This window comes from Noviherbaspirillum saxi, assembly GCF_003591035.1.
GTDB lineage: Bacteria > Pseudomonadota > Gammaproteobacteria > Burkholderiales > Burkholderiaceae_D > Noviherbaspirillum > Noviherbaspirillum saxi.
Genome location: NZ_QYUO01000001.1, coordinates 589300 through 609203 on the forward strand (window position 1 = coordinate 589300; position 19904 = coordinate 609203).

Annotated in this window: 17 protein-coding genes and 1 riboswitch; of the genes, 14 read left to right on the forward strand and 3 right to left on the reverse strand. The window is 59.9% G+C overall.

Annotation, left to right across the window (positions count from 1 at the left end; all coding sequences use genetic code 11):
* Nucleotides 1-28 precede the first annotated feature (28 nt).
* Both D3871_RS02920 and D3871_RS02925 read right to left on the reverse strand, forming a co-directional pair.
* On the reverse strand, nucleotides 29-913 hold the full coding sequence (locus tag D3871_RS02920) for an LpxL/LpxP family acyltransferase (RefSeq protein ID WP_119767540.1): 885 nt from the start codon (nucleotides 911-913) through the stop codon (nucleotides 29-31).
* Entirely contained in the window at nucleotides 910-1764 is an 855-nt protein-coding gene (locus D3871_RS02925; RefSeq protein ID WP_119767541.1) for a lysophospholipid acyltransferase family protein, read from the reverse strand. Before D3871_RS02925 ends, D3871_RS02920 begins: the two co-directional genes overlap by 4 nt.
* A gap of 237 nt (nucleotides 1765-2001) precedes the next feature.
* On the opposite strand from D3871_RS02925, the gene metK reads away from it, so the two are divergent.
* From metK to metF, 4 genes are all read left to right on the forward strand, one after another.
* Nucleotides 2002-3165, forward strand: a complete 1164-nt coding sequence (gene metK / locus D3871_RS02930; RefSeq protein ID WP_119767542.1) for a methionine adenosyltransferase — start codon at nucleotides 2002-2004, stop codon at nucleotides 3163-3165.
* A 108-nt stretch (nucleotides 3166-3273) separates the two neighbouring features.
* Nucleotides 3274-3354, forward strand: a riboswitch (S-adenosyl-L-homocysteine riboswitch).
* Between the two features lie 32 nt (nucleotides 3355-3386).
* Nucleotides 3387-4805 (forward strand): adenosylhomocysteinase, encoded by a 1419-nt coding sequence (gene ahcY, locus D3871_RS02935; RefSeq protein WP_119767543.1) that lies wholly within the window; start codon nucleotides 3387-3389, stop codon nucleotides 4803-4805.
* Nucleotides 4806-4936: 131 nt separating this feature from the next.
* On the forward strand, nucleotides 4937-5278 hold the full coding sequence (locus D3871_RS02940) for a phage holin family protein (RefSeq protein ID WP_119769850.1): 342 nt from the start codon (nucleotides 4937-4939) through the stop codon (nucleotides 5276-5278).
* Complete coding sequence (gene metF / locus D3871_RS02945; RefSeq protein ID WP_119767544.1) at nucleotides 5275-6111, forward strand: methylenetetrahydrofolate reductase [NAD(P)H]; 837 nt, start codon at nucleotides 5275-5277, stop codon at nucleotides 6109-6111. The genes D3871_RS02940 and metF overlap by 4 nt, the downstream gene beginning before the upstream one ends.
* A gap of 82 nt (nucleotides 6112-6193) precedes the next feature.
* On the opposite strand, the gene D3871_RS02950 is transcribed toward metF, so the two are convergent.
* On the reverse strand, nucleotides 6194-6748 hold the full coding sequence (locus D3871_RS02950) for a 5-formyltetrahydrofolate cyclo-ligase (protein WP_119767545.1): 555 nt from the start codon (nucleotides 6746-6748) through the stop codon (nucleotides 6194-6196).
* A gap of 81 nt (nucleotides 6749-6829) precedes the next feature.
* Here D3871_RS02950 and D3871_RS02955 point away from each other — a divergent pair, with 81 nt between their 5' ends.
* From D3871_RS02955 to D3871_RS03000, 10 genes are all read left to right on the forward strand, one after another.
* The gene (locus tag D3871_RS02955) at nucleotides 6830-8785 is read left to right on the forward strand and encodes a lytic transglycosylase domain-containing protein (protein WP_119767546.1); all 1956 of its coding nucleotides are present in this window, start codon (nucleotides 6830-6832) and stop codon (nucleotides 8783-8785) included.
* A gap of 132 nt (nucleotides 8786-8917) precedes the next feature.
* A complete protein-coding gene (locus D3871_RS02960) occupies nucleotides 8918-9631 on the forward strand; it encodes a glutathione S-transferase family protein (protein ID WP_119767547.1) in 714 nt (237 codons plus the stop codon).
* Nucleotides 9632-9641: 10 nt separating this feature from the next.
* Nucleotides 9642-10874, forward strand: coding sequence for a multifunctional CCA addition/repair protein (locus D3871_RS02965; RefSeq protein WP_119767548.1), 1233 nt, complete (start codon nucleotides 9642-9644; stop codon nucleotides 10872-10874).
* A 216-nt stretch (nucleotides 10875-11090) separates the two neighbouring features.
* Entirely contained in the window at nucleotides 11091-12866 is a 1776-nt protein-coding gene (locus D3871_RS02970) for a thiamine pyrophosphate-binding protein (RefSeq protein ID WP_119767549.1), read from the forward strand.
* A gap of 17 nt (nucleotides 12867-12883) precedes the next feature.
* Complete coding sequence (locus D3871_RS02975; protein ID WP_199724718.1) at nucleotides 12884-13705, forward strand: citrate synthase family protein; 822 nt, start codon at nucleotides 12884-12886, stop codon at nucleotides 13703-13705.
* Entirely contained in the window at nucleotides 13702-14505 is an 804-nt protein-coding gene (locus tag D3871_RS02980; RefSeq protein ID WP_119767550.1) for a citrate/2-methylcitrate synthase, read from the forward strand. Before D3871_RS02975 ends, D3871_RS02980 begins: the two co-directional genes overlap by 4 nt.
* Before the next feature lie 117 nt (nucleotides 14506-14622).
* A complete protein-coding gene (locus D3871_RS02985; RefSeq protein WP_119767551.1) occupies nucleotides 14623-16725 on the forward strand; it encodes a TonB-dependent receptor plug domain-containing protein in 2103 nt (700 codons plus the stop codon).
* A gap of 130 nt (nucleotides 16726-16855) precedes the next feature.
* Nucleotides 16856-18115, forward strand: a complete 1260-nt coding sequence (locus D3871_RS02990) for a sulfotransferase family protein (RefSeq protein ID WP_158597864.1) — start codon at nucleotides 16856-16858, stop codon at nucleotides 18113-18115.
* Nucleotides 18112-18768 (forward strand): adenylyl-sulfate kinase, encoded by a 657-nt coding sequence (cysC, locus tag D3871_RS02995; RefSeq protein ID WP_119767553.1) that lies wholly within the window; start codon nucleotides 18112-18114, stop codon nucleotides 18766-18768. The genes D3871_RS02990 and cysC overlap by 4 nt, the downstream gene beginning before the upstream one ends.
* Before the next feature lie 56 nt (nucleotides 18769-18824).
* Nucleotides 18825-19871, forward strand: a complete 1047-nt coding sequence (locus tag D3871_RS03000; protein ID WP_233575493.1) for an ABC transporter substrate-binding protein — start codon at nucleotides 18825-18827, stop codon at nucleotides 19869-19871.
* The last annotated feature ends 33 nt before the right edge of the window (nucleotides 19872-19904 follow it).

The following is a 19904-nucleotide window of genomic DNA, read 5'->3' on the forward strand; positions in this document are numbered from 1 at the left end:
TGCGTCGGTTGCCGCTTGCATCCGTCGTTCATGCGTTTGGAGCGTTTGCCGCGTAGAGACTCGGCACACCGGGCGGCCGGGTCTTGAAGCGTTTGTGCGCCCAGAAGTATTCAGATGGCGCTTCCATCACTCTTTCCTCGATGAATGCATTCATGCGGCGGGTGGCCGCCACCATATCGGTCCCCGGATAGTCTTCCCACGCGGGATAAAAGCTGACTTTCCAGCCACGGTAATTCGGCAGGAAAGTCGCCACCACGGGAATGACCTTGGCGCCGGTCGCACCAGCGATACGCGCCGGCGCCGTCAGCGTGGCGGCGGGAATGCCAAAGAAAGGTACGAATTCCGCATCCTTTTCGCCGAAATCCATATCCGGCAACATGAAAAACGGCAAGCCATCGCGCATTGCACGAATGATAGGTTTGACGCCTTCAGCGCGGGAGAACAGTTTCACCGGACGAAAACGCGAACGTCCCTTGCGCAAGGCTTGATCGAACACCTGGTTTTGCTGGCGGGTATAGATGGAGCACAAGGCCGAATCGAGCATGACGGCTACGCCGGCCACATCCAGGCATACGAAGTGTGGGCAGAGCAGAATGGTCGGTCCTGATCCTATCTGGTCCAGCGGCACGCGCGGCTCGACGACCAGCAAGCGCTTCAGGCGCGCTTCCGACGCCCACCAGAGCACGCCGCGTTCGAGCACGCTGCGCGCATACGCCTGGAAATGTCTCCTGGCAATAGTGCGGCGCGCCTGATCCGACACTTGGGGCATGCACAGCCGCAGATTGGTCAGTGCGATATTGCGGCGCGAGCGCACAAGGGCAAACAGCAGCGAGCCGATCCCTTCGCCGATGCGCCCGAGCAAGGGCAGCGGCAACCAGTGCAGCAGCCACATCAGGCCTAACAACAATCTCATGAGTGGCCTTCTTGTAAATGGGGTGGGGTGACGCCGTCAGGAACCTTGTAACGGTTATAGCTCCAGAAATACTGCGCCGGACTCTGTGCGATCAATTTTTCCATCGCGGCATTGATCGCGCGCGCCTGTTGTTGCTGGGTATCGCCGAGCGTTTCGTCAAAGGCAACGAAGCGCATCACATATCCAGCACCGTGCGGCAGGCGTTCGGCATAAGTCAGGATGATAGGCGCGCCCGATAGTTGATGCAGCTTGACCGGCAGCGTCATCGTATACGCCGGTTTGCCAAAGAATTCGGCCCACACGCCTTCGCCATGCTGCGGCACCTGGTCCGGCAGCACGCCGACCGGTTCGCCCTGCCGCAAGGCTTTGAGCAGCATGCGTACGCCCGACAGGTTGGCTGGCGCGAGGCGCAACTGCCCGCGTGCGCGTGCGCCTTCGATCAATGGTTTCAGCGCTTCCTTGTGCGGAGGGCGGTAAAGCACGGTCAATGGTGTCTTGGTGCCAACGATTTGCGCGGTGATTTCAAAGCAGCCCAGATGCGGTGTCAAAAATACGACACCGCGTCCGGCATCAAAGGCGGCCTGCACGATATCCCAGTTTTCGATACGGGTGCTATCGATCACCCGCTGTGGCGGGGCACACCAGACGAAGGGTAGTTCCAGGATGTTCTTGCCTGCTTCCGTAATTGCCGAAGATAAATGGTCGCCGAAGCCGGCAGCAGTAATGTTGCTTTTCAGTCTACGGCGATAGGAAGGCGTGAGCAGATACACCAGCCAGCCAAGAATGGCGCCAATTGCATGCAAAACCGGTAATGGCAGCCTAGAAAGCAGGCGAAAAAGAGAGACAAGCATCAAGATACGCTTTAGAAAATTTGTGATTTTTTTCCAGACGCGTAAAATATCATACGATGCAATCCAAATTGGACGCGAATCGGATGATTTGGGACGAACAGGATTGCATGAATCATGCGTTCCCGCCGAGTTAATAGACAACTTGCGAGGCGGTTTACAAATTTCGCTAAAGCGTCGCAGGCTCATTGGGTTGGCCGCGACAAGGTCCTCACCAACTATCCTTACAGGGAGCCTGCGATGGCAAATGAATATCTGTTTACTTCCGAATCCGTATCCGAAGGTCATCCCGACAAAGTCGCGGACCAAATCTCGGATGCGATCCTCGACGCAATCCTGACGCAAGATCCGAAAGCCCGTGTCGCAGCGGAAACGCTGTGCAATACCGGTCTGGTCGTGCTCGCCGGCGAAATCACCACGCACGCCAACGTCGATTACATCAGCGTCGCGCGCGATACCATCAAGCGTATCGGCTACGACAACGCCGACTACGGCATCGATTACAAGAGTTGCGCGGTGATGGTCTGCTACGACAAGCAGTCGCCCGACATTGCACAGGGCGTCGATGAAGGCAAGGGCATCGACCTGGACCAGGGTGCTGGCGACCAGGGCCTGATGTTCGGCTATGCCTGCGATGAAACACCGGAACTGATGCCGGCCGCAATCTACTATGCACACCGCATCGTCGAGCGCCAGTCGCAACTGCGCAAAGATGGCCGCCTGCCATGGTTGCGTCCGGATGCCAAGTCGCAGGTCACGCTGCGCTATGTGGATGGCGTGCCGGTCGCGATTGACACCATCGTGCTGTCGACCCAGCATGCACCAGATATCGAGCACAAGACCATCGAAGAAGCAGCGATCGAAGAAATCATCAATCCGGTCGTGCCGAAGGAATGGCTGAAAAACACCCGTTACCTGATCAATCCGACCGGGCGTTTCGTAATCGGCGGTCCTCAGGGCGATTGCGGCCTGACCGGCCGCAAGATTATCGTCGACACCTACGGCGGTGCGGCGCCGCACGGCGGCGGCGCGTTTTCGGGCAAGGATCCATCGAAGGTCGACCGCTCGGCCGCCTATGCAGGTCGTTACGTCGCCAAGAATATCGTGGCCGCCGGCCTGGCAAAGCGCTGCCAGATCCAGGTGTCCTATGCGATCGGCATCGCCCGTCCGACCTCGGTCATGGTGACGACCTTCGGTACCGGGAAGGTCAGCGACGAGCATCTGTCCCAGCTGGTACAGGAATTGTTCGACCTGCGTCCGAAAGGCATCGTGCAGATGCTGGACCTGCTGCGTCCGGTCTATGCAAAGACTGCGGCCTACGGCCACTTTGGCCGTGAAGAGCCGGAGTTTTCCTGGGAGCGTACTGACAAGGCTGCGGCATTGCGCGCGGCAGCGGGGCTGTAAAGAAAAGTCGCAAAGTGGCGGCATGCGCGGGAGCATGCCGCCAATCGCGCATTGAATTCGATGCCGTCTTTTAGCGGTGGATCACGCAGCAGCTAAGGTATAATCCCGCATTCCAAGGAGCGTTGCAGCATGGTGTTTTCGACACCGTGTCAGGCTTGGATATCTTTATCGCAACGGCGCTCACGTTACTTTTTTCTATCTTTTCAGGAAAGGAGGGCGTGATGAGCGCCGTTATCTCGAATACCACTTCCCAGGATTTTTTTGTTGCCGATCTCAGCCTTGCCGACTGGGGCCGCAAGGAAATCAAGATTGCCGAAACGGAAATGCCCGGCCTGATGGCCATCCGTGAGGAATTCGCCGCCGCGCAGCCGCTCAAGGGTGCGCTGATCACCGGCTCGCTCCACATGACGATCCAGACCGCGGTATTGATCCAGACGCTGGAAGCGCTGGGCGCACGCGTGCGTTGGGCATCGTGCAACATCTATTCGACCCAGGACCATGCAGCCGCCGCGATTGCCGCCAACGGCACGCCGGTGTTCGCATTCAAGGGCGAAAACCTGGACGAATACTGGGACTTCACCCATCGCATCTTCGAATGGCCGAACGGCGAATATTCGAACATGATTCTCGATGATGGCGGCGATGCGACGCTGTTGCTGCACTTGGGCACCCGTGCTGAAAAAGACATCAGCGTGCTCGACAAGCCGGATTCGGAAGAAGCGGTTTGCCTGTTCAATTCGATCAAGAAAAAGCTGGCGACCGACCCGACCTGGTATTCCGCCCGCCTGGCGAAAATCCAGGGTGTGACCGAAGAAACCACCACCGGCGTGCACCGCCTGTATCAGATGCACAAGGAAGGCAAGCTGGCTTTCCCCGCGATCAACGTCAATGACTCGGTCACCAAGTCGAAATTCGACAACCTGTACGGCTGCCGCGAATCGCTGGTCGACGGCATCAAGCGCGCAACCGACGTCATGGTTGCCGGCAAGGTCGCCGTGGTCGCAGGCTATGGCGATGTGGGCAAAGGTTCGGCACAGGCTTTGCGCGCGCTGTCGGCACAGGTATGGGTCACTGAAATCGATCCGATCTGCGCACTGCAGGCGGCGATGGAAGGCTATCGCGTAGTGACCATGGATTATGCCGCCGAACATGGCGACATCTTCGTGACCGCGACCGGCAACTACCATGTGATCACGCACGAGCACATGAAGAAGATGAAAGACCAGGCAATCGTCTGCAACATCGGCCACTTCGACAATGAAATCGAAGTCGCCGCATTGAAGCAGTACACCTGGGAAAACATCAAGCCGCAGGTCGACCATGTGATTTTCCCCGATGGCAAGCGCATCATCCTGCTGGCCGAAGGCCGCCTGGTCAACCTCGGTTGCGGTACTGGCCATCCGTCGTATGTGATGAGCTCTTCGTTCGCCAACCAGACGATCGCGCAGATCGAGTTGTTCACCAATACCGCGGCTTACCCGGTCGGTGTTTACACCTTGCCCAAGCATCTCGATGAAAAGGTCGCGCGCCTGCAGCTCAAGAAGCTCAATGCGCAACTGACCGTGCTGACCGACGAACAGGCAAACTACATTGGCGTGAAGCAGACCGGCCCGTACAAGCCGGACCACTATCGCTACTAAGCGTTGCCAAGGACTGCATGCTGCGCCGGCTGCATGGCTTGCGCAGCAAACGTCTGAATGAAGCGGATGAGCAGGGCGCATCTCGGTGCGTCTTGCCCATCTTCCTGCAATGCCGGCGAGAAGAGGTCGACATGCGTTTGCTATTTGCCTGGCTAATCAATGCTGCGGCGCTGTTCGCAGTGTCTTATTTGATGAAGACGGTGTACGTCGAGGACTTCGTGGTTGCCTTGATCGCAGCCCTGGTGCTCGGGTTCGTCAATACACTGATACGACCTGTGCTGTTGCTGTTGACGCTACCGGTGACTTTATTGACGCTGGGATTGTTCATCTTCATCGTCAATGGCTTGATGTTCTGGGCAGTTGCCAATTTCGTCGGCGGTTTCTATGTCGCCGGATTTTGGTCGGCGGTCGGTGGCGCACTGTTATACAGCCTTATCTCGTGGGGACTTTCTGCTCTCCTGCTAAAAAAATGACTCAGAAAAATTTCAGCATCGAGTTTTATCCGCCCAAGACGCCGGAAGGGGCGGAAAAACTGCGCGTCACGCGCGCCAAACTGGCGGAATTGCATCCCAAGTATTTTTCGGTAACCTTTGGCGCCGGCGGTTCGACGCAAAAAGGCACGCTCGAAACGGTATTGGAAATTAAGCGTGAAGGACATGAAGCCGCGCCGCATCTGTCTTGCATCGGCAGCTCGCGCGAAAGCCTGCGCGCCATACTCGGCGAATACAAGGCCAATGGCATCCGTCGCGTGGTTGCCTTGCGCGGCGACCTGCCTAGCGGTTACGGTGCTTCGGGCGAATTCCGCTATGCCAACGAACTGGTGGAATTCATTCGTGCTGAAACCGGCGACTGGTTTCATATCGAAGTCGCGGCTTATCCGGAAACCCATCCGCAAGCCCGTTCGCCACAAGACGATGTGCAAAGCTTTGCACGCAAGGTCAAGGCTGGAGCGAATGCCGCAATCACCCAGTATTTCTACAATGCCGACGCGTATTTCCGCTTCGTCGACGATGCGCACAAGGCTGGCGTGGACGTACCTATCGTGGCGGGCATCATGCCGATCACCAATTACTCGCAGCTGATGCGGTTTTCCGACATGTGCGGCGCCGAAATCCCGCGCTGGATACGCTTGAAGCTCGCCAGCTTCGGCGACGACAGCGAATCGATCAAAGCTTTCGGTCTGGATGTGGTGACCGGATTGTGCGAGCGCTTGCTGGCCGGCGGCGTGCCGGGTATGCATTTCTATACGTTGAATCAGGCGGCGGCCACGACTGCGTTGTGGAAGCGTCTGAAGTTGTCTGAATAGTCGTCGTAGCGCTCCTTCGCCCACGCAGGGGAAGGAGCGCTAATGCTAATGCGCGCTAAGTTAAACCACGGAGTATTGCCACTCAGTACGTTGCCGACTCCGTAATCACCGCATCCAGTGCGATGTCATGTGCATCCGGTGAAAATGTAGCCAGTGCCGATGCATAGGCAATGCCGATCGCCGCCGGACGCGGTATGCCCGCCAGCGTACGATCATAGAAACCTCCGCCATATCCGAGCCGATAGCGCATGTGATTGAATCCGATGCAGGGCACGAGCACCGTTTGCGGCGTCATGTCGATCTCGCAAGCGGGAATCGCGACGCCGTAGCTGTCCTTGCGCATGCTGTCGCCCGGTGTCCAGCGCAGGAATCGCAGCGCTGTGTTTTTTTCTACCACGACCGGCAATGCCAGCTGCACGCCGCGCGCAGCGATGATGCCGTATGCATCGCGCAGATCGGGCTCGCCGCGTATCGGCCAATACACACCAAGTACCGCAACCGGATGCGAATCCAGCCACGCGATCAGTCGTTCGCCGATCGATCGATCGGATTGGCGACGAACTTCGGGCACAATCGCTTGTCTGTCGGCAAGCAGCTCCTGTCGCAGGATGGTTTTTGTCGGGCTTGATTCTGGCATGGTGATAACGCTTTATCCGTGGTTGCGCATGCTATTCTAGAATTCGTGATTCCAGTACCTTTTTATAGAAAGCGGTATGCAATGTTTGCAATGAAATGGATGGCCGGCGTGACGCTTGCCGCAGCGTCGGTTGTGCTTTTGGCACCCGTCGCGGAAGCAAAGAAAACGGCGGCTGCCGCAACCTTCGCCAACGACGATGACGCCTTCCTGGCGCTGCGCGACGCCGCGCGTAATGGTGATGCCGCACGCGCCTCCGATCTTGCTTCCCGCCTTGGCAATTATGCCATTCCTTCCTATGTCGATTATTTCCGCTTGCGGCCGCGCATCGGCAGCGCATCCGAGCAGGAGATTCGCGATTATCTGCAGCGCTACGATGGTCAGGCGATTGCCGATCGTCTGCGCAACGACTGGCTGCTCGAGCTTGGCCGCACGCGTAACTGGACGCTGTTCGATGAGCAATACCCATTGTTTGTATTGGATGACGATACGCAGCTTAAATGCTATGCCTTGATGTCGAAAGTCGCCAAAGGTCAGAGCGTGACCGATGAAGCGCGCGCCGTCATGGTCGCTCCGCAAAATTATGGCGAAGCCTGTCCATCGCTGGTGAGCGCTCTAGCGCAGGCAGGACAATTCACCGCGGACGATGTCTGGGCTCAGATCCGCCTGATTGCGGAATCCGGCTTTCCTGGCATGATCCGCCGTCTTGCCCCGTTGACCGAGATTAGCGACACTGTATTGATGCAGGCGCTGGAAAAACCGGATGCGATCCTTGCGCGCGGCCCCGGCAGCGGACGCGCCGCGCACCAAGTCTTTATTCTCGCACTTGGCCGCAGCGCAAAAAACAATCCCACACACGCCGTCAATGTGCTGGTGCCTGCCGCCGATCGGCTCAATGAGCGTGAACTCGCGCAAGCCTGGGCGCAGATCGCCTTGCAGGCTTCGCTCAAGCTTGCTCCTGAAGCCGTGGTGTACTGGCATCGTACCGAGGGCGCGCCGCTGACAACCGAAGGCTATCAATGGAAGGTGCGCGCCGCCTTGCGCGCCGGCGAATGGAAACTGGTCAAGGCCACCATCGATGCGATGCCGGCCGCGCTGGCATCCGATCCCGCATGGATCTATTGGCTTGGCCGCGCCTATCGCGCCGAAGGCAAAACTGAACTGGCGCAAAAGCAGTTCGAGAGCATCGCGGAACAGACAAATTTCTATGGACAGCTCGCGCTGGAAGAACTGGGCCGCAAGATCGTGATTCCTCCGCGTGCGCAAGCGGTGACCGCCGACGAGCTTGCTCCGATGGCAAACAATGCAGGCTTCCGCCGTGCGCTCAAATTCTTCGATCTCAACATGCGTTTCGAAGGTTATCGCGAGTGGAATTGGGAATTGCGCAAGATGAACGATCGCCAGCATCTGGCCGCTGCCGAATTCGCCCGGCAAAAGACTGTGCTTGATCGGATGGTCAATACCTCGGATCGCACCAAGACGGAATTCGACTTTACCCAGCGTTTTCCCTCGCCTTTCCGTGATGTGATGCAAGCATCGACCGAGCGCCTGGGCCTGGACATGGCATGGGTTTACGGCCTGATCCGCCAGGAATCGCGCTTCATTCTGAATGCGCGTTCGCATGTCGGCGCTTCCGGCCTGATGCAATTGATGCCGGCGACTGCGAAGTTCGTCGCACGCAAGATCGGCATGAATGACTTTTCGCAGGGGCAGGTCAACGACATCAGTACCAACATTACACTCGGCACCAATTACCTCAATATGGTGCTCAATGATCTGGACGGATCGCAGGCAATGGCGACGGCCGCATATAACGCCGGTCCGGGCCGTCCCAGAGCCTGGCGGTCCACCTTGCCGCGGGCTGTCGACGGTGCGATCTTTGCCGAGTCGATTCCCTTCAACGAAACACGGGATTACGTAAAGAAGGTGTTGTCGAATGCTACCTATTACGCTGCGCTATTCGAAGGCAAGCCGCAATCGCTGAAAGCGCGTCTTGGCATGGTTGCACCGAAGGGATTCGCTCCAAGCGACTTGCCGTGATGTAGCGCTCCGCATGGACAGTTTGGCAAATGCGGGCAAAAGCTATATGCTCGAATGCCGCACCGCAGCGTAACAGGCCGTGGTGCGGCATTTTTGCATGAACACCCGATAAGATTGGATTGGACAAGACGTATGCACACCACAGAACTCGACCCGACTCTTTCGCAAACACTGGATGCCGCCGGCAAGGCAGGCTACAAGCTCATCATCGGCAACAAAAACTATTCATCCTGGTCCATGCGGCCTTGGGTGGCGATGAAAGCCTTCGGCATTCCTTTTGAAGAAGTACGGATTTCGCTTGGTCGCGCCGATACGTCGTCCCGCATTGCACAGCATTCCAACGCAGGCCGGGTGCCGGTGCTCGTGGCGGGAGAAACCACGGTCTGGGATTCGTTGGCCATCTGTGAATTCCTGGCCGAACAATTTCCCGACAAGGCGATGTGGCCGCAGGAAATCACAGCCCGCGCCATGGCACGGTCGATATGCGCGGAAATGCATTCGGGCTTTACCGGCTTGCGTTCCGCCATGTGGATGAATGTCAAGGCCAGCTTTCCAGGCAAGGGACGCACGCCGGAAGCCCAGTCTGACATCGCCCGCATTTGCGAGATCTGGGACGATTGCCTCGCGCGCTCCGGACCGCATCATTTCCTGTTCGGCGATTTTTCGATTGCCGATGCCTATTTCGCCCCCGTCGTCATGCGCTTTCGTACCTATGGGGTCTGGCTGGCGCCGTCGCTGCAGGCCTATGTCGACCGTGTGATTGCCCATCCCGCCGTCGCGCAATGGATGGAAGAGGCGCTGCGGGAAAGCGAGTCGCTGGAAAAGTACGATACCTATCCGGATTGATGGTCCTGCAATGAAAACCTATGTCGTCGGTGGCGCTGTTCGTGATGCTTTGCTCGGTTTGCCGGTGCAGGATCATGATCATGTGGTCGTCGGCGCAACGCCGGAGCAGATGGTTGCGCAGGGTTACACGCCGGTCGGCAAGGATTTCCCGGTATTCCTCCATCCCAAGACGCACGAGGAATATGCGCTGGCGCGTACCGAACGCAAGACCGCGCCCGGCTACAAGGGTTTCGTTTTTCATGCCGATGCCGACGTCACGCTGGAACAGGACCTGATACGGCGCGACCTCACGATCAATGCCATGGCGCAGAGCGAAGATGGCCGGATCGTCGATCCCTTCGGCGGTCAGCCCGATCTGCAGGCAAAGCTGTTCCGCCATGTATCGGATGCCTTTGCCGAAGACCCGGTCCGCATTCTGCGGGTCGCCCGCTTTGCTGCGCGCTTCACCGGCTTTACCGTCGCGCCGGAAACCAATGCGCTGATGCGCCATATGGTCGCGGCCGGCGAAGTCGATGCCCTGGTGCCGGAACGCGTCTGGCAGGAATTGTCGCGCGGCCTGATGGAAGCGCAGCCGTCGCGCATGTTCGCGGTGTTGCGCGATTGCGGCGCATTGGCGCGCATCCTGCCCGAGCTCGATGCGCTGTGGGGTGTTCCGCAACCGGAAAAACATCATCCGGAAATAGACACCGGCGTGCATGTGATGATGGTGATCGACTATGCGGCGCAACAGCGCTTCAACCTGGCGATCCGTTGCGCGGCACTCATGCATGATCTGGGCAAGGGGCTGACGCCCCCCGAAGAATGGCCAAAGCATTACGGTCATGAAGGCCGCAGCGTGCGACTGGTCGAGCAGGTATGCAGGCGCCTTAAAATTCCCAACGACTGCCGCGATCTCGCCGTCATGACCGCGCGCGAACATGGCAATGTCGCACGCGCGTTTGAACTGCGCGCCAATACCATCGTGACCCTGCTCGAACGCTGCGACGGGTTTCGCAAGCCGGAACGCTTCATCGACATGTTGCGCGCTTCCGAATGCGACCATCGCGGGCGCACTGGATTCGCCGATCAGCCGTTTCCGCAGGCGGCCTATCTCGAAGTTGCCTTGCGAGCCGCGCAATCAGTCAGGTCCGGCGAGGTGGCACGCCGCTACAAGGATCAGCCGCAAAAGATCCCGGAAGCCATTCATGCGGCGCGAGTCGAAGCGGTTGCTGAAGTGGTCGATACGACGCGGCGTACGCTCTGAACACTGTCATGACTTCCGGCGGCACATAAAGGGCTTGGGGAGCCATCGATGATGACGGGACAAAATATCGATGGCAATCCGTTTACACCTGTCTGCTTTGCTTTACAGTACTATTGCCGTCGCCTAAGATGCGACGGCCGTTAGGCTGTGACCGAAGGAGTGCCCTTCGCGCCGTCGGAGATCGGTGGCTGAACTCATCATCCAGGATATTCCCGCATGCGCTTTACTGATTCACTCGCATCCAATGATGCGGGTTGGCCGGAACAACAGCCATCCTCCCCGCTCAATATCGCGGGCCTGCTGGTCGCCTACCTCGAACAGCTCGGTGTCGAGCATGTGTTTGGCGTGCCGGGTGGTGCGATCGAGCCCTTATACAATGCCCTCGCCCAGAGCAGTCGACGCGGCGGACCGCGCCCTGTGGTTGCGCGTCATGAAGCAGGGGCGGCATTCATGGCCGACGGTTATACCCGCGAAACCGGCCGGATAGGGGTGTGCTGTGCGACGTCCGGCCCTGGAGCAACCAATCTGATCACCGGCGTGGCATGCGCCTACGACAACGGCATTCCCATGCTGGTCATTACCGGCCAGCCGGCATTGCCAGGATTCGGCAAGCGCGCGCTGCAGGAATCGTCGTGCACCGGTATCAATACCCTGGCGATGTTCCGTCATTGCACCCGGTACAATTCCCTGATTTCGCATCCCGAACAGCTCGAAGCGAAGCTGATCGCGGCCCTGATGCGGGCAACGCGCACACCGCGCGGACCGGTTCATCTCAGCATCCCGCTTGATATCCTGAAAAGCCCGGCGGCGGTGGCCGCGCCTTCCTACGACTTGCGCACCATGCTTCAGCCCTCTTCGATGCTGGACGGGCAGGCGGTGGAAAGGCTGGCGCAATTGCTCGATCAGGCCGTTAATCCGGTGTTTCTGGTCGGCGGCTGGTGCGGCGAAGCGATCGCATCGATCCTGAGCCTGGCCGAACGCAGGCGCGCGGCGTTTGTGACGACGCCCGACGGCAAGGGACTGGTCGATCCGCGCCATCCCTTGTATCGGGGCGTATTCGGTTTTGCCGGCCATGCATCGGCGGAAGCCGTCCTGCGCGACACGTCGGTGGACCTGATCCTTGCCATCGGCAGCAGCATGAATGAATGGACCAGCAGTGGCTGGAGCGATTCGCTGCTCAATACCCGCCTCGTGCATATCGATGAATCGGATGATCATCTGGCGCGCACGCCAATGGCGAAATTGCATGTATCCGGCCGCATCCTGACCATCTTCGAACGCCTGCACGAGCATTTCGAAGCGCGTCAACACCTGTCGCCGGCATTGACCGAACCGCGTCTGGCCGCGCTGCCGGCGGTTGCCGCGCAAGCGCCCGCCGGCCCGGTCAAGCCGCAACAACTGATGCATGAGCTGGGACGATTGTTTCCTGCCACGACACGGTATCTGGCCGACGCCGGCAACAGCGTCGCCTGGGCGGTCCATCATCTCTCCCCCCAAATCGAACATCCGGACGAACGCGGTCCCGACAGCATCGGCGGCTGGCTGCGCACCACAATGGATTTCGCCCCCATGGGATGGGCCATCGGCGGGGCCGTCGGCACTGCCCTTGGCAACCCGGATGGGCCGGTGGTGTGCATCACCGGCGACGGCAGCATGCTGATGAACGGGCAAGAGCTATCGGTCGCGGTTGCTGAAAGATTGACCGTGATCTTTGTCGTGCTCAATGATGCTGCGCTCGGCATGGTCAAGCATGGACAGCGGCTGGCCGGTGCGGAAGCCATCGCCTTCGCGTTGCCGCCAACCGATTTCGCCATGCTGGCCAGGGCTCAGGGTGCAGCTGCCTACACCATCCGGAATGCGGCGGATCTGGCGGCGCTGGATATCGACGCCATTTCCCGGCACCCGGGCCCGACCCTGCTTGACGTGCAGATCGATGCGGAAGAAGTGCCGCCGATCGGCGTGCGCATGCGGGTGCTCGGCACCGCAATGTAAATAAACACCGGCCATTCATGAAAGACAAGGAATTGAGCGAAAGACCGCTACCGCTGATCCATACCGAGATCTGGCAGGAAGAACCCGAACCCGGAAATCGCTTTGCGACTCGTGCCGCGTATTGCCGTGGCTATGACGTGTACGGCGAAATGGTGGGCAATGCGCGCTGGGTCGAGATGCTGTTCCTTCTGTTTCGCCCCGAGTTGCCCACTCCGGCTGCGCTCGATCTGCTCGAAGCGCTGGCGGTCGGCCTGGCCAATCCCGGTCCGCGCGATCCTTCGGTGCATGCCGCCATGTGCGGCGGCATTGCCGGCTCGAACGCAGCCGCTTCACTGATGGCCGCGCTGGGCGTCGGGGCGGGGCGCTATCACGGCGCGCGCGATGTGCATGATGCAATGCTGCTCTGGGCGCAATGCGGGATGGATGCCGACGCATGGAAGAGCGGAGCGGCGAACACTCCCCGATCGAGCGCCGATGTATGGCCGCAAGCCGAGCATCCGCCGGGATTCGAGCCGCATGCAAAGACGGCGGCCGGCGCTACCTGCGCGTTGCTCGACGCCCTGGCGCGGATTGAGGGCACGCCACGTCTGCGCTGGTTGCAGCAGCAGCGCCGCGCCTTGGAAGAAGCGCTGGACATGGGCCTGGAAATGAGCGGCGTCGCTGCGGCGGCGTTTGCCGATCTGGGTTTTAACCCTGCCGAGGGCGAAATGCTGTATCTGTTGCTGCGCCTGCCGGGCGCCGCCGCCCATGCATTGGAACAGCAGCGCAAGGATTACACCCAATTCCCGTTCTATCCAGTCGAACTGGAAGACGACCCCGCGCGCAAGGAGGCAACATGAACGGCCCCATATTGCTCGAATCGCATGTCGGCATCCTGCGCACGCGCGTCGGCGCCTGCTGGCCGGGCAGCCGCGCGGTGTTTCGCGGCGTCGACCTGCATCAGGAATTCAACGACGCGGACTGGATGGCGCTGTACCTGTACGGCATCACCGGTCGCCGCTTCACGGCGCAACAAGTCAGGCTGCTGCATGGCATCTGGGTCAACACCAGCTATCCGGATACCCGGCTCTGGAATAATCGTGTTGCCGCGCTGGCCGGCAGCGTGCGCAGTTCGCCGGTGCTGGGCGTGGCAGCGGCGCTGGCGGTGTCCGAAGCCCGCATTTACGGCGGCGGGCCCGGCTTGCGGGCGATCGATTTTTTCCAGCGGGCCGGGCGGGCAGTCGACGCCGGCCAGTCGCTGCGTGCATTTGTGGAACAAGAACTGGCCGCGCGCTATATCTACGGCTATGGTCGCCCGATCGACGCGCATGACGAGCGCCTGCCGTGGCTGGGCGGTCTGGCGCGGTCGCTGGGACTGGCCGAAGGGCGCTTCTTCAAGATGGCGTTCGAGGTCGAGCAGACCCTGGCCGAGCTCGGCAAGCCTTCGCTGAAAATGAATTATGCGGCGATGACGGCGGCTCTCGGTGCGGATATGGGACTGTCGCCGCGTGAATTCCAGTTGTTCCGCGTGCCGCTTTTTCTGGCCGGGATGCCGCCCTGCTTGGTGGAGGCTGCCGAAAAACCGGAAGGTGCACTCTTTCCGACTCCCTGTGACGGTGTTGCTTACACTGGGCCGGGCAAGCGGTCATGGCGAAAGTGAAATCCGTTCTGGCAAGCTGTTGCGGGCGTGTGAAAAATTTGCTCCCCGGAATGGACTGATGAAGACCGTTGCACTAGACTGTTACCGCATTGCACAACAACAAGAGTGAGGGAACCGATGAAATCCGTTTATGCGCTTCCCTTTGCTGTTGCATCCTTGCTCCTCGCCGTACCGGTTGCCCATGCCGCAGATAGCGCTGAGGAAGAAGACCTGACACTGGTCTACGGTGACAAATCAACCATCAGCATTGCAACCGGCAGCAAGCAGAAATTGCGCCGTGCGCCCGCCGTCGCCACGGTCATTACCGCTGAAGACATCGCCGCCATGGGGGCGGTCGACCTCGACGATGTGCTTGAAACCGTGCCGGGTATCCATGTCAGCAATGCTCCGAATACCTATAGCTCGCTATACCTGATACGGGGTATCTACAGCGGGCAGAATCCGCAAACCCTGCTGCTGCAGAACGGCGTGCCGATGACGACCCTGTTTCAGGGCAACAAGGGCAATATCTGGGGCGGCTATCCGGTCGAGAACATCGCCCGCATCGAAATCATTCGCGGACCCGGCTCCGCCCTGTATGGCGCGGATGCCTATTCCGGCGTCATCAACATCATTACCAAGACCGCCGCCGATCAGCGGGGCACTCGCGCGGGCTTGCGCGCCGGCTCCTTCGGCACGCGCAGCGCCTGGGCCCAGCATGGCGGCACCGCAGGCGATATCGATGTGTCGGCCTATCTGCAGGTTGGCAGCACCGATGGCCACAAGCGCATCATCGAAGCCGATGCGCAGACCGCGCGCGACCTTGCCGCCGGCACCCGCGCCAGCCTTGCACCAGGGCCGGTCAACGTCGGTTATGACGCAGTCGACGCGCAGCTTGCGCTAGGCTACGAAAAATGGCGCGCCAATGTCGGCTACAAGCTGCGCGACGACCTCGGCACCGGCGCCGGCATTTCCTCGGCACTGGATCCGGTCGGCAAGGAAAAAAGCGAACGCTTCAATACCGATCTGTCGTGGACCGATGCCCACCTTGCCAATGGTTGGGGCGGCGGCGTCACCGCCAGCTATTTCGAGTACCGGCAACGCATCCCGGTCAATCTGCAGTTGTTCCCGCCGGGCACGGTATTGCCGACCGGGTCGTTCCCGCAGGGGATGATCGGTCATCCCGATACGTCCGAGCGGCAGTTGCGCCTGTCCGCGTTTGCCACCTATTCCGGCTTTGAAAACCATAGCCTGCGCTTCGGTGTAGGGCATGACGACCTCAATCTGTACGAAACCCGGACGTTCAAGAATTACATATTTAATCCGGCCGGCGTGCCGGTTCCTACCGGCCGTCCGGTCGAAGACTATTCGACGATACAGCCATTCATGCTGCCGCAGCGCCGGAAAATCAACTACCTGTATGTGCAGGATGAATGGCAGTTCGCACGCGATTGGGCGCTGACTGCCGGCGTGCGGCATGACCGTTATTCGGATTTTGGCGGCACCACCAATCCGCGGCTTGCGCTGGTCTGGGATGCGGCGCTCGACCTGACTGCCAAACTGCTGTATGGCAGGGCGTTTCGCGCGCCCTCGTTTTCCGAGCAGTACAGCATCAATAATCCGGTGCAACGCGGCAATGCCGACCTGAATCCGGAAACCATCAATACGCTGGAAGCGGCATTCTCGTGGCAGGCGCGACGCGATCTGCAACTCAACCTGAGCATCTTCCGCTACAACATGGATGACATCATCCGTGCCACGCCCAACCCGGCGCCGGTCCTTGGATCGACCTTCAACAATGCCGGCGGCCAGCACGGCCGCGGCATGGAACTCGAAGCGGTATGGGATGCGAGCCGCACCGTGCGGCTATCGGGCAACTACTCCTATCAGCGTTCGATCGACGAGACGACCGGCACCGATGCCGGCTATGCGCCGCACCACCATCTTTATACGCGCGCCGACTGGCGCTTGACCACCGGATGGCTGGCCAGCACGCAGCTCAACTGGGTCGCCGACCGCAAACGCGCCGCGGGCGATACCCGTCCCCCGATCGCCGACTACAAGACGGTCGATCTGTCCTTGCGTACCAGTCGCGGCAAAGGACAGTGGGAGTTCGGTGCCACGGTGCGCAACCTGTTCAACGCCGATGCGCGCGAGCCCAGCCCTGCGCCAGGCCTGATCCCCAATGATTTGCCGCTGGCGCCGCGCGCACTTTATCTACAGGCGGCGTACAGCATGTGACGGGCAAATGTCCGCGACACCATATTCTCGAACAAATACAGCGATACAGTCGGCCAGACGTGGCGCGACCCTCGCTACAACAACAATAAGGCAGTCTGCGCAGCCGCGCAGGCCATGCCGGAATAACACGATGGATAACAAGCCGAGTACGCATTATCAACCGCCGTTCGTCACGAAATTCAACCGCAGCACGCGGTTGTGGAATCTGTTCGGACAAAAGAAGATCGACCTGTCCGAGGAATCGCTGATCGCGGCTGCCCGCGCCGAAACCGGACTTGAACGCTTTGGCGATGAAAGCTTCCTTGCGCCCCTGCGCATGCTGCTGCAATCGCTCGAGACCGAAGCCGACCTCAATCCGTTCGGACGTTTCAATGCCCGCATGCGCACCATCCGGTCATTGAAAAACCGCTTATGGGCCAATGCCTGTTTTGAAGCGCATCCCGAAATTCTGGCGCAGAACATCGAGACGCCGATCGTCATCGTCGGGCCGCATCGCTCCGGCACCACGCGCCTGCAGCGCATGATGGCAACCGATACGCGCCTGCAGCATCTGAAGACATGGGAAGGTTTCAACCCGGCGCCGCGTCCGGGCCAGCCCGAGATGGGCAAACAAGCCCGGCGTGAAGAGGTCCGGCAATTCCTGGACATGGGAAAGCAGATCTATACCGGTGGCCATATCGCCCATCCCATGGATGCGGACTGGCCGGAAGAAGACATGCTGCTGCTTAACCATTCCTTCTGCGGTTTTTCCGTGCTCGGCATGTTTCATGTGCCGAGCTACTACCGCTGGTTTCTCGACTACGACAAGACCGAGGTCTATCGCTATACCGCCAAGCTGATGAAGCTGATTTCCTGGTCGCGCGGCGATGGCGCCGACAAGCGCTGGGTCTTGAAGAACCCTCAGCACATGCTTGACCTCGACACCTTGCTGAAGGTGTTTCCGGACGCGCGGCTGGTGTTCACCCATCGCGACCCGCTCAAGACAGTGGGCTCGGTCATGTCGCTGATGTGGTATTTCGCCGTGCAGCATACCGATGTGCCGTGCCGCGCCAGGACGCGCGATGTGTGGATGGATTTCTGCGAGCAGGCGGCGCGGCGCGCAATCGATGCGCGCGAACAGATTCCCGCCGCCCAGCAAATGGATGTGCACTACGACGACATGAATCGCGATTGGCGCGCGGCGATGCACAGAATTTATGCATTCGCCGGCATGGAATTCACGCCGCAGGGCGAGCAGGAAATGCAAGCCTGGCTGTCCGCCAGCGAAAGCGAAAACCTGCATGGCGGTCACCGCTATGCTCTGGAAGACTTCGGCACCAGCGCCGACGAAGTGGATCGCCGCATGATGTTCGTGCGCGAACGCTACGCTATTGCCTACGAGGGCAAATGAACGCGCGCCCGAACTTGGTCGATATCGCCGGCGTAGTCGGCGGCAGGGTAAGCGCCGATATCAGCTGGCATAGCAGCAAGGTGGCATCTTCCGATCGTGCACGCCTGTTGCGCCAGCAACCCGCGACCGTGTGGCTGACCGGTCTTTCCGGCTCCGGCAAATCGACCATCGCATTCGAGCTTGAGCGCCGGCTCGTCGCGCGCGGGCATGCCGCTTTCGTGATGGATGGCGACAATGTGCGGCACGGACTGAGCCGCGATCTCGGTTTTTCGCCTGCGGACCGCAAGGAAAATATTCGCCGGATCGCCGAGGTTGCCAAGCTGTTCAATGAAGCAGGGCTGCTGGTGATCACCTCATTTATCTCGCCGTACCGCGAAGACCGGGCCGCAGCGCGCGCCATCGTCGGTGCGGATTGCTTCATCGAAGCGTATCTGAGCGCCCAGCTGAGCGTCTGCGAAGAGCGCGATCCCAAGGGACTGTACAAAAAGGTGCGCGCCGGAGAAATCCGGGAATTCACCGGCATCAGCGCACCCTATGAAGCGCCGGAAACGCCGGAAGTATGCATCGATACCGGCAGCATGACGGTCGAGGACAGTGCGGATGCGATCATCCGCATACTGGAACCGCGCCTGGGAGCAGCGTCACATGGTTAAGAGCGCTTGTAAAAATGCTTCTGGCGCCGTCCAACATTGTTTATGTTGATAACGATATGTTTGCCGCTCAAGGTTCGCTAAGCAGCATGGCCAGGTCCGGTGCCCGCATTCTGTGCGTCGCGCTGAGCCTGTTGTCGGCGATCGTGCCCGGAGTCGCGTCGGCCAATGGAAAAATCGGCACCATCCTGCTGGCGGAAGCGGGGGATCCGCCGCGTCGCAATGAGTCGCCTGCAAACGGGGCGGTTGCGGTGGTTTATCCGGATCTGGGCGAACCATATCGCAGCATCTTCGCAAGAATCATCGAAGGCATCGAGGACGGCGCACGATCCGCCGTGCGGTCCTATCCGATCGGAGCGAATGCAGCCGAGACCGCCGAACTCGGTAGCCAGCTCAAGCGCAACGGGACCAAGGTTGTGATCGCCCTGGGGCGGCAAGGGCTGAAAGCCATGTCCGCCATCGACCGCGACATTCCGGTGGTAGTGGGCGCTGTGCTGGCGGTACCCGAGACCGACAATCGCAGTGTGACCAGCATCAGCCTGACGCCCGATCCCAACCTCCTGTTTGCTCGCCTCAAGGGCCTGGTGCCGTCGGTCAGGCGTGTGACCGTTGTCTACAATCCGCAGCAAAACGACTGGCTGATCCGGATTGCACGCGAAGCCGCACGCGCCCAGGGGCTGGAACTCGTGGCGCTCGAAGCGCGCGATCTTGCCAGCGCGGCCCGGCTGTATGAAAACGCATTCGCCGTCAGCGACAGCAAGCGTGACGCCATCTGGCTGCCGCAGGATTCCACCACGGTCGATGAAACCACGATTCTGCCGCTGGCCTTGAAGGAAGCATGGAACCGCAACGTCGCGGTGTTTTCCAGCAGTTTTCTGCATGTGAAGAAAGGCGCCCTGTTCGCGCTGTATCCGAATAATGTCGAGCTTGGCCGCACGCTGGCCGCTGCCGCGCTCGGCGTGCTCGCCAACGATCCGCGCCGGCGCGGCATCTTTCCGCTGCGTGACGTACAGATGGCCGTCAACATCAGAACCGCCAACCACATCGGTTTAAGTATCGGGTACCAGCAACAACGCAGTTTCGATGCCATTTTTCCGGAGCCATGATGAATAACGACAGCACTGCCCCTATTCAGCCGC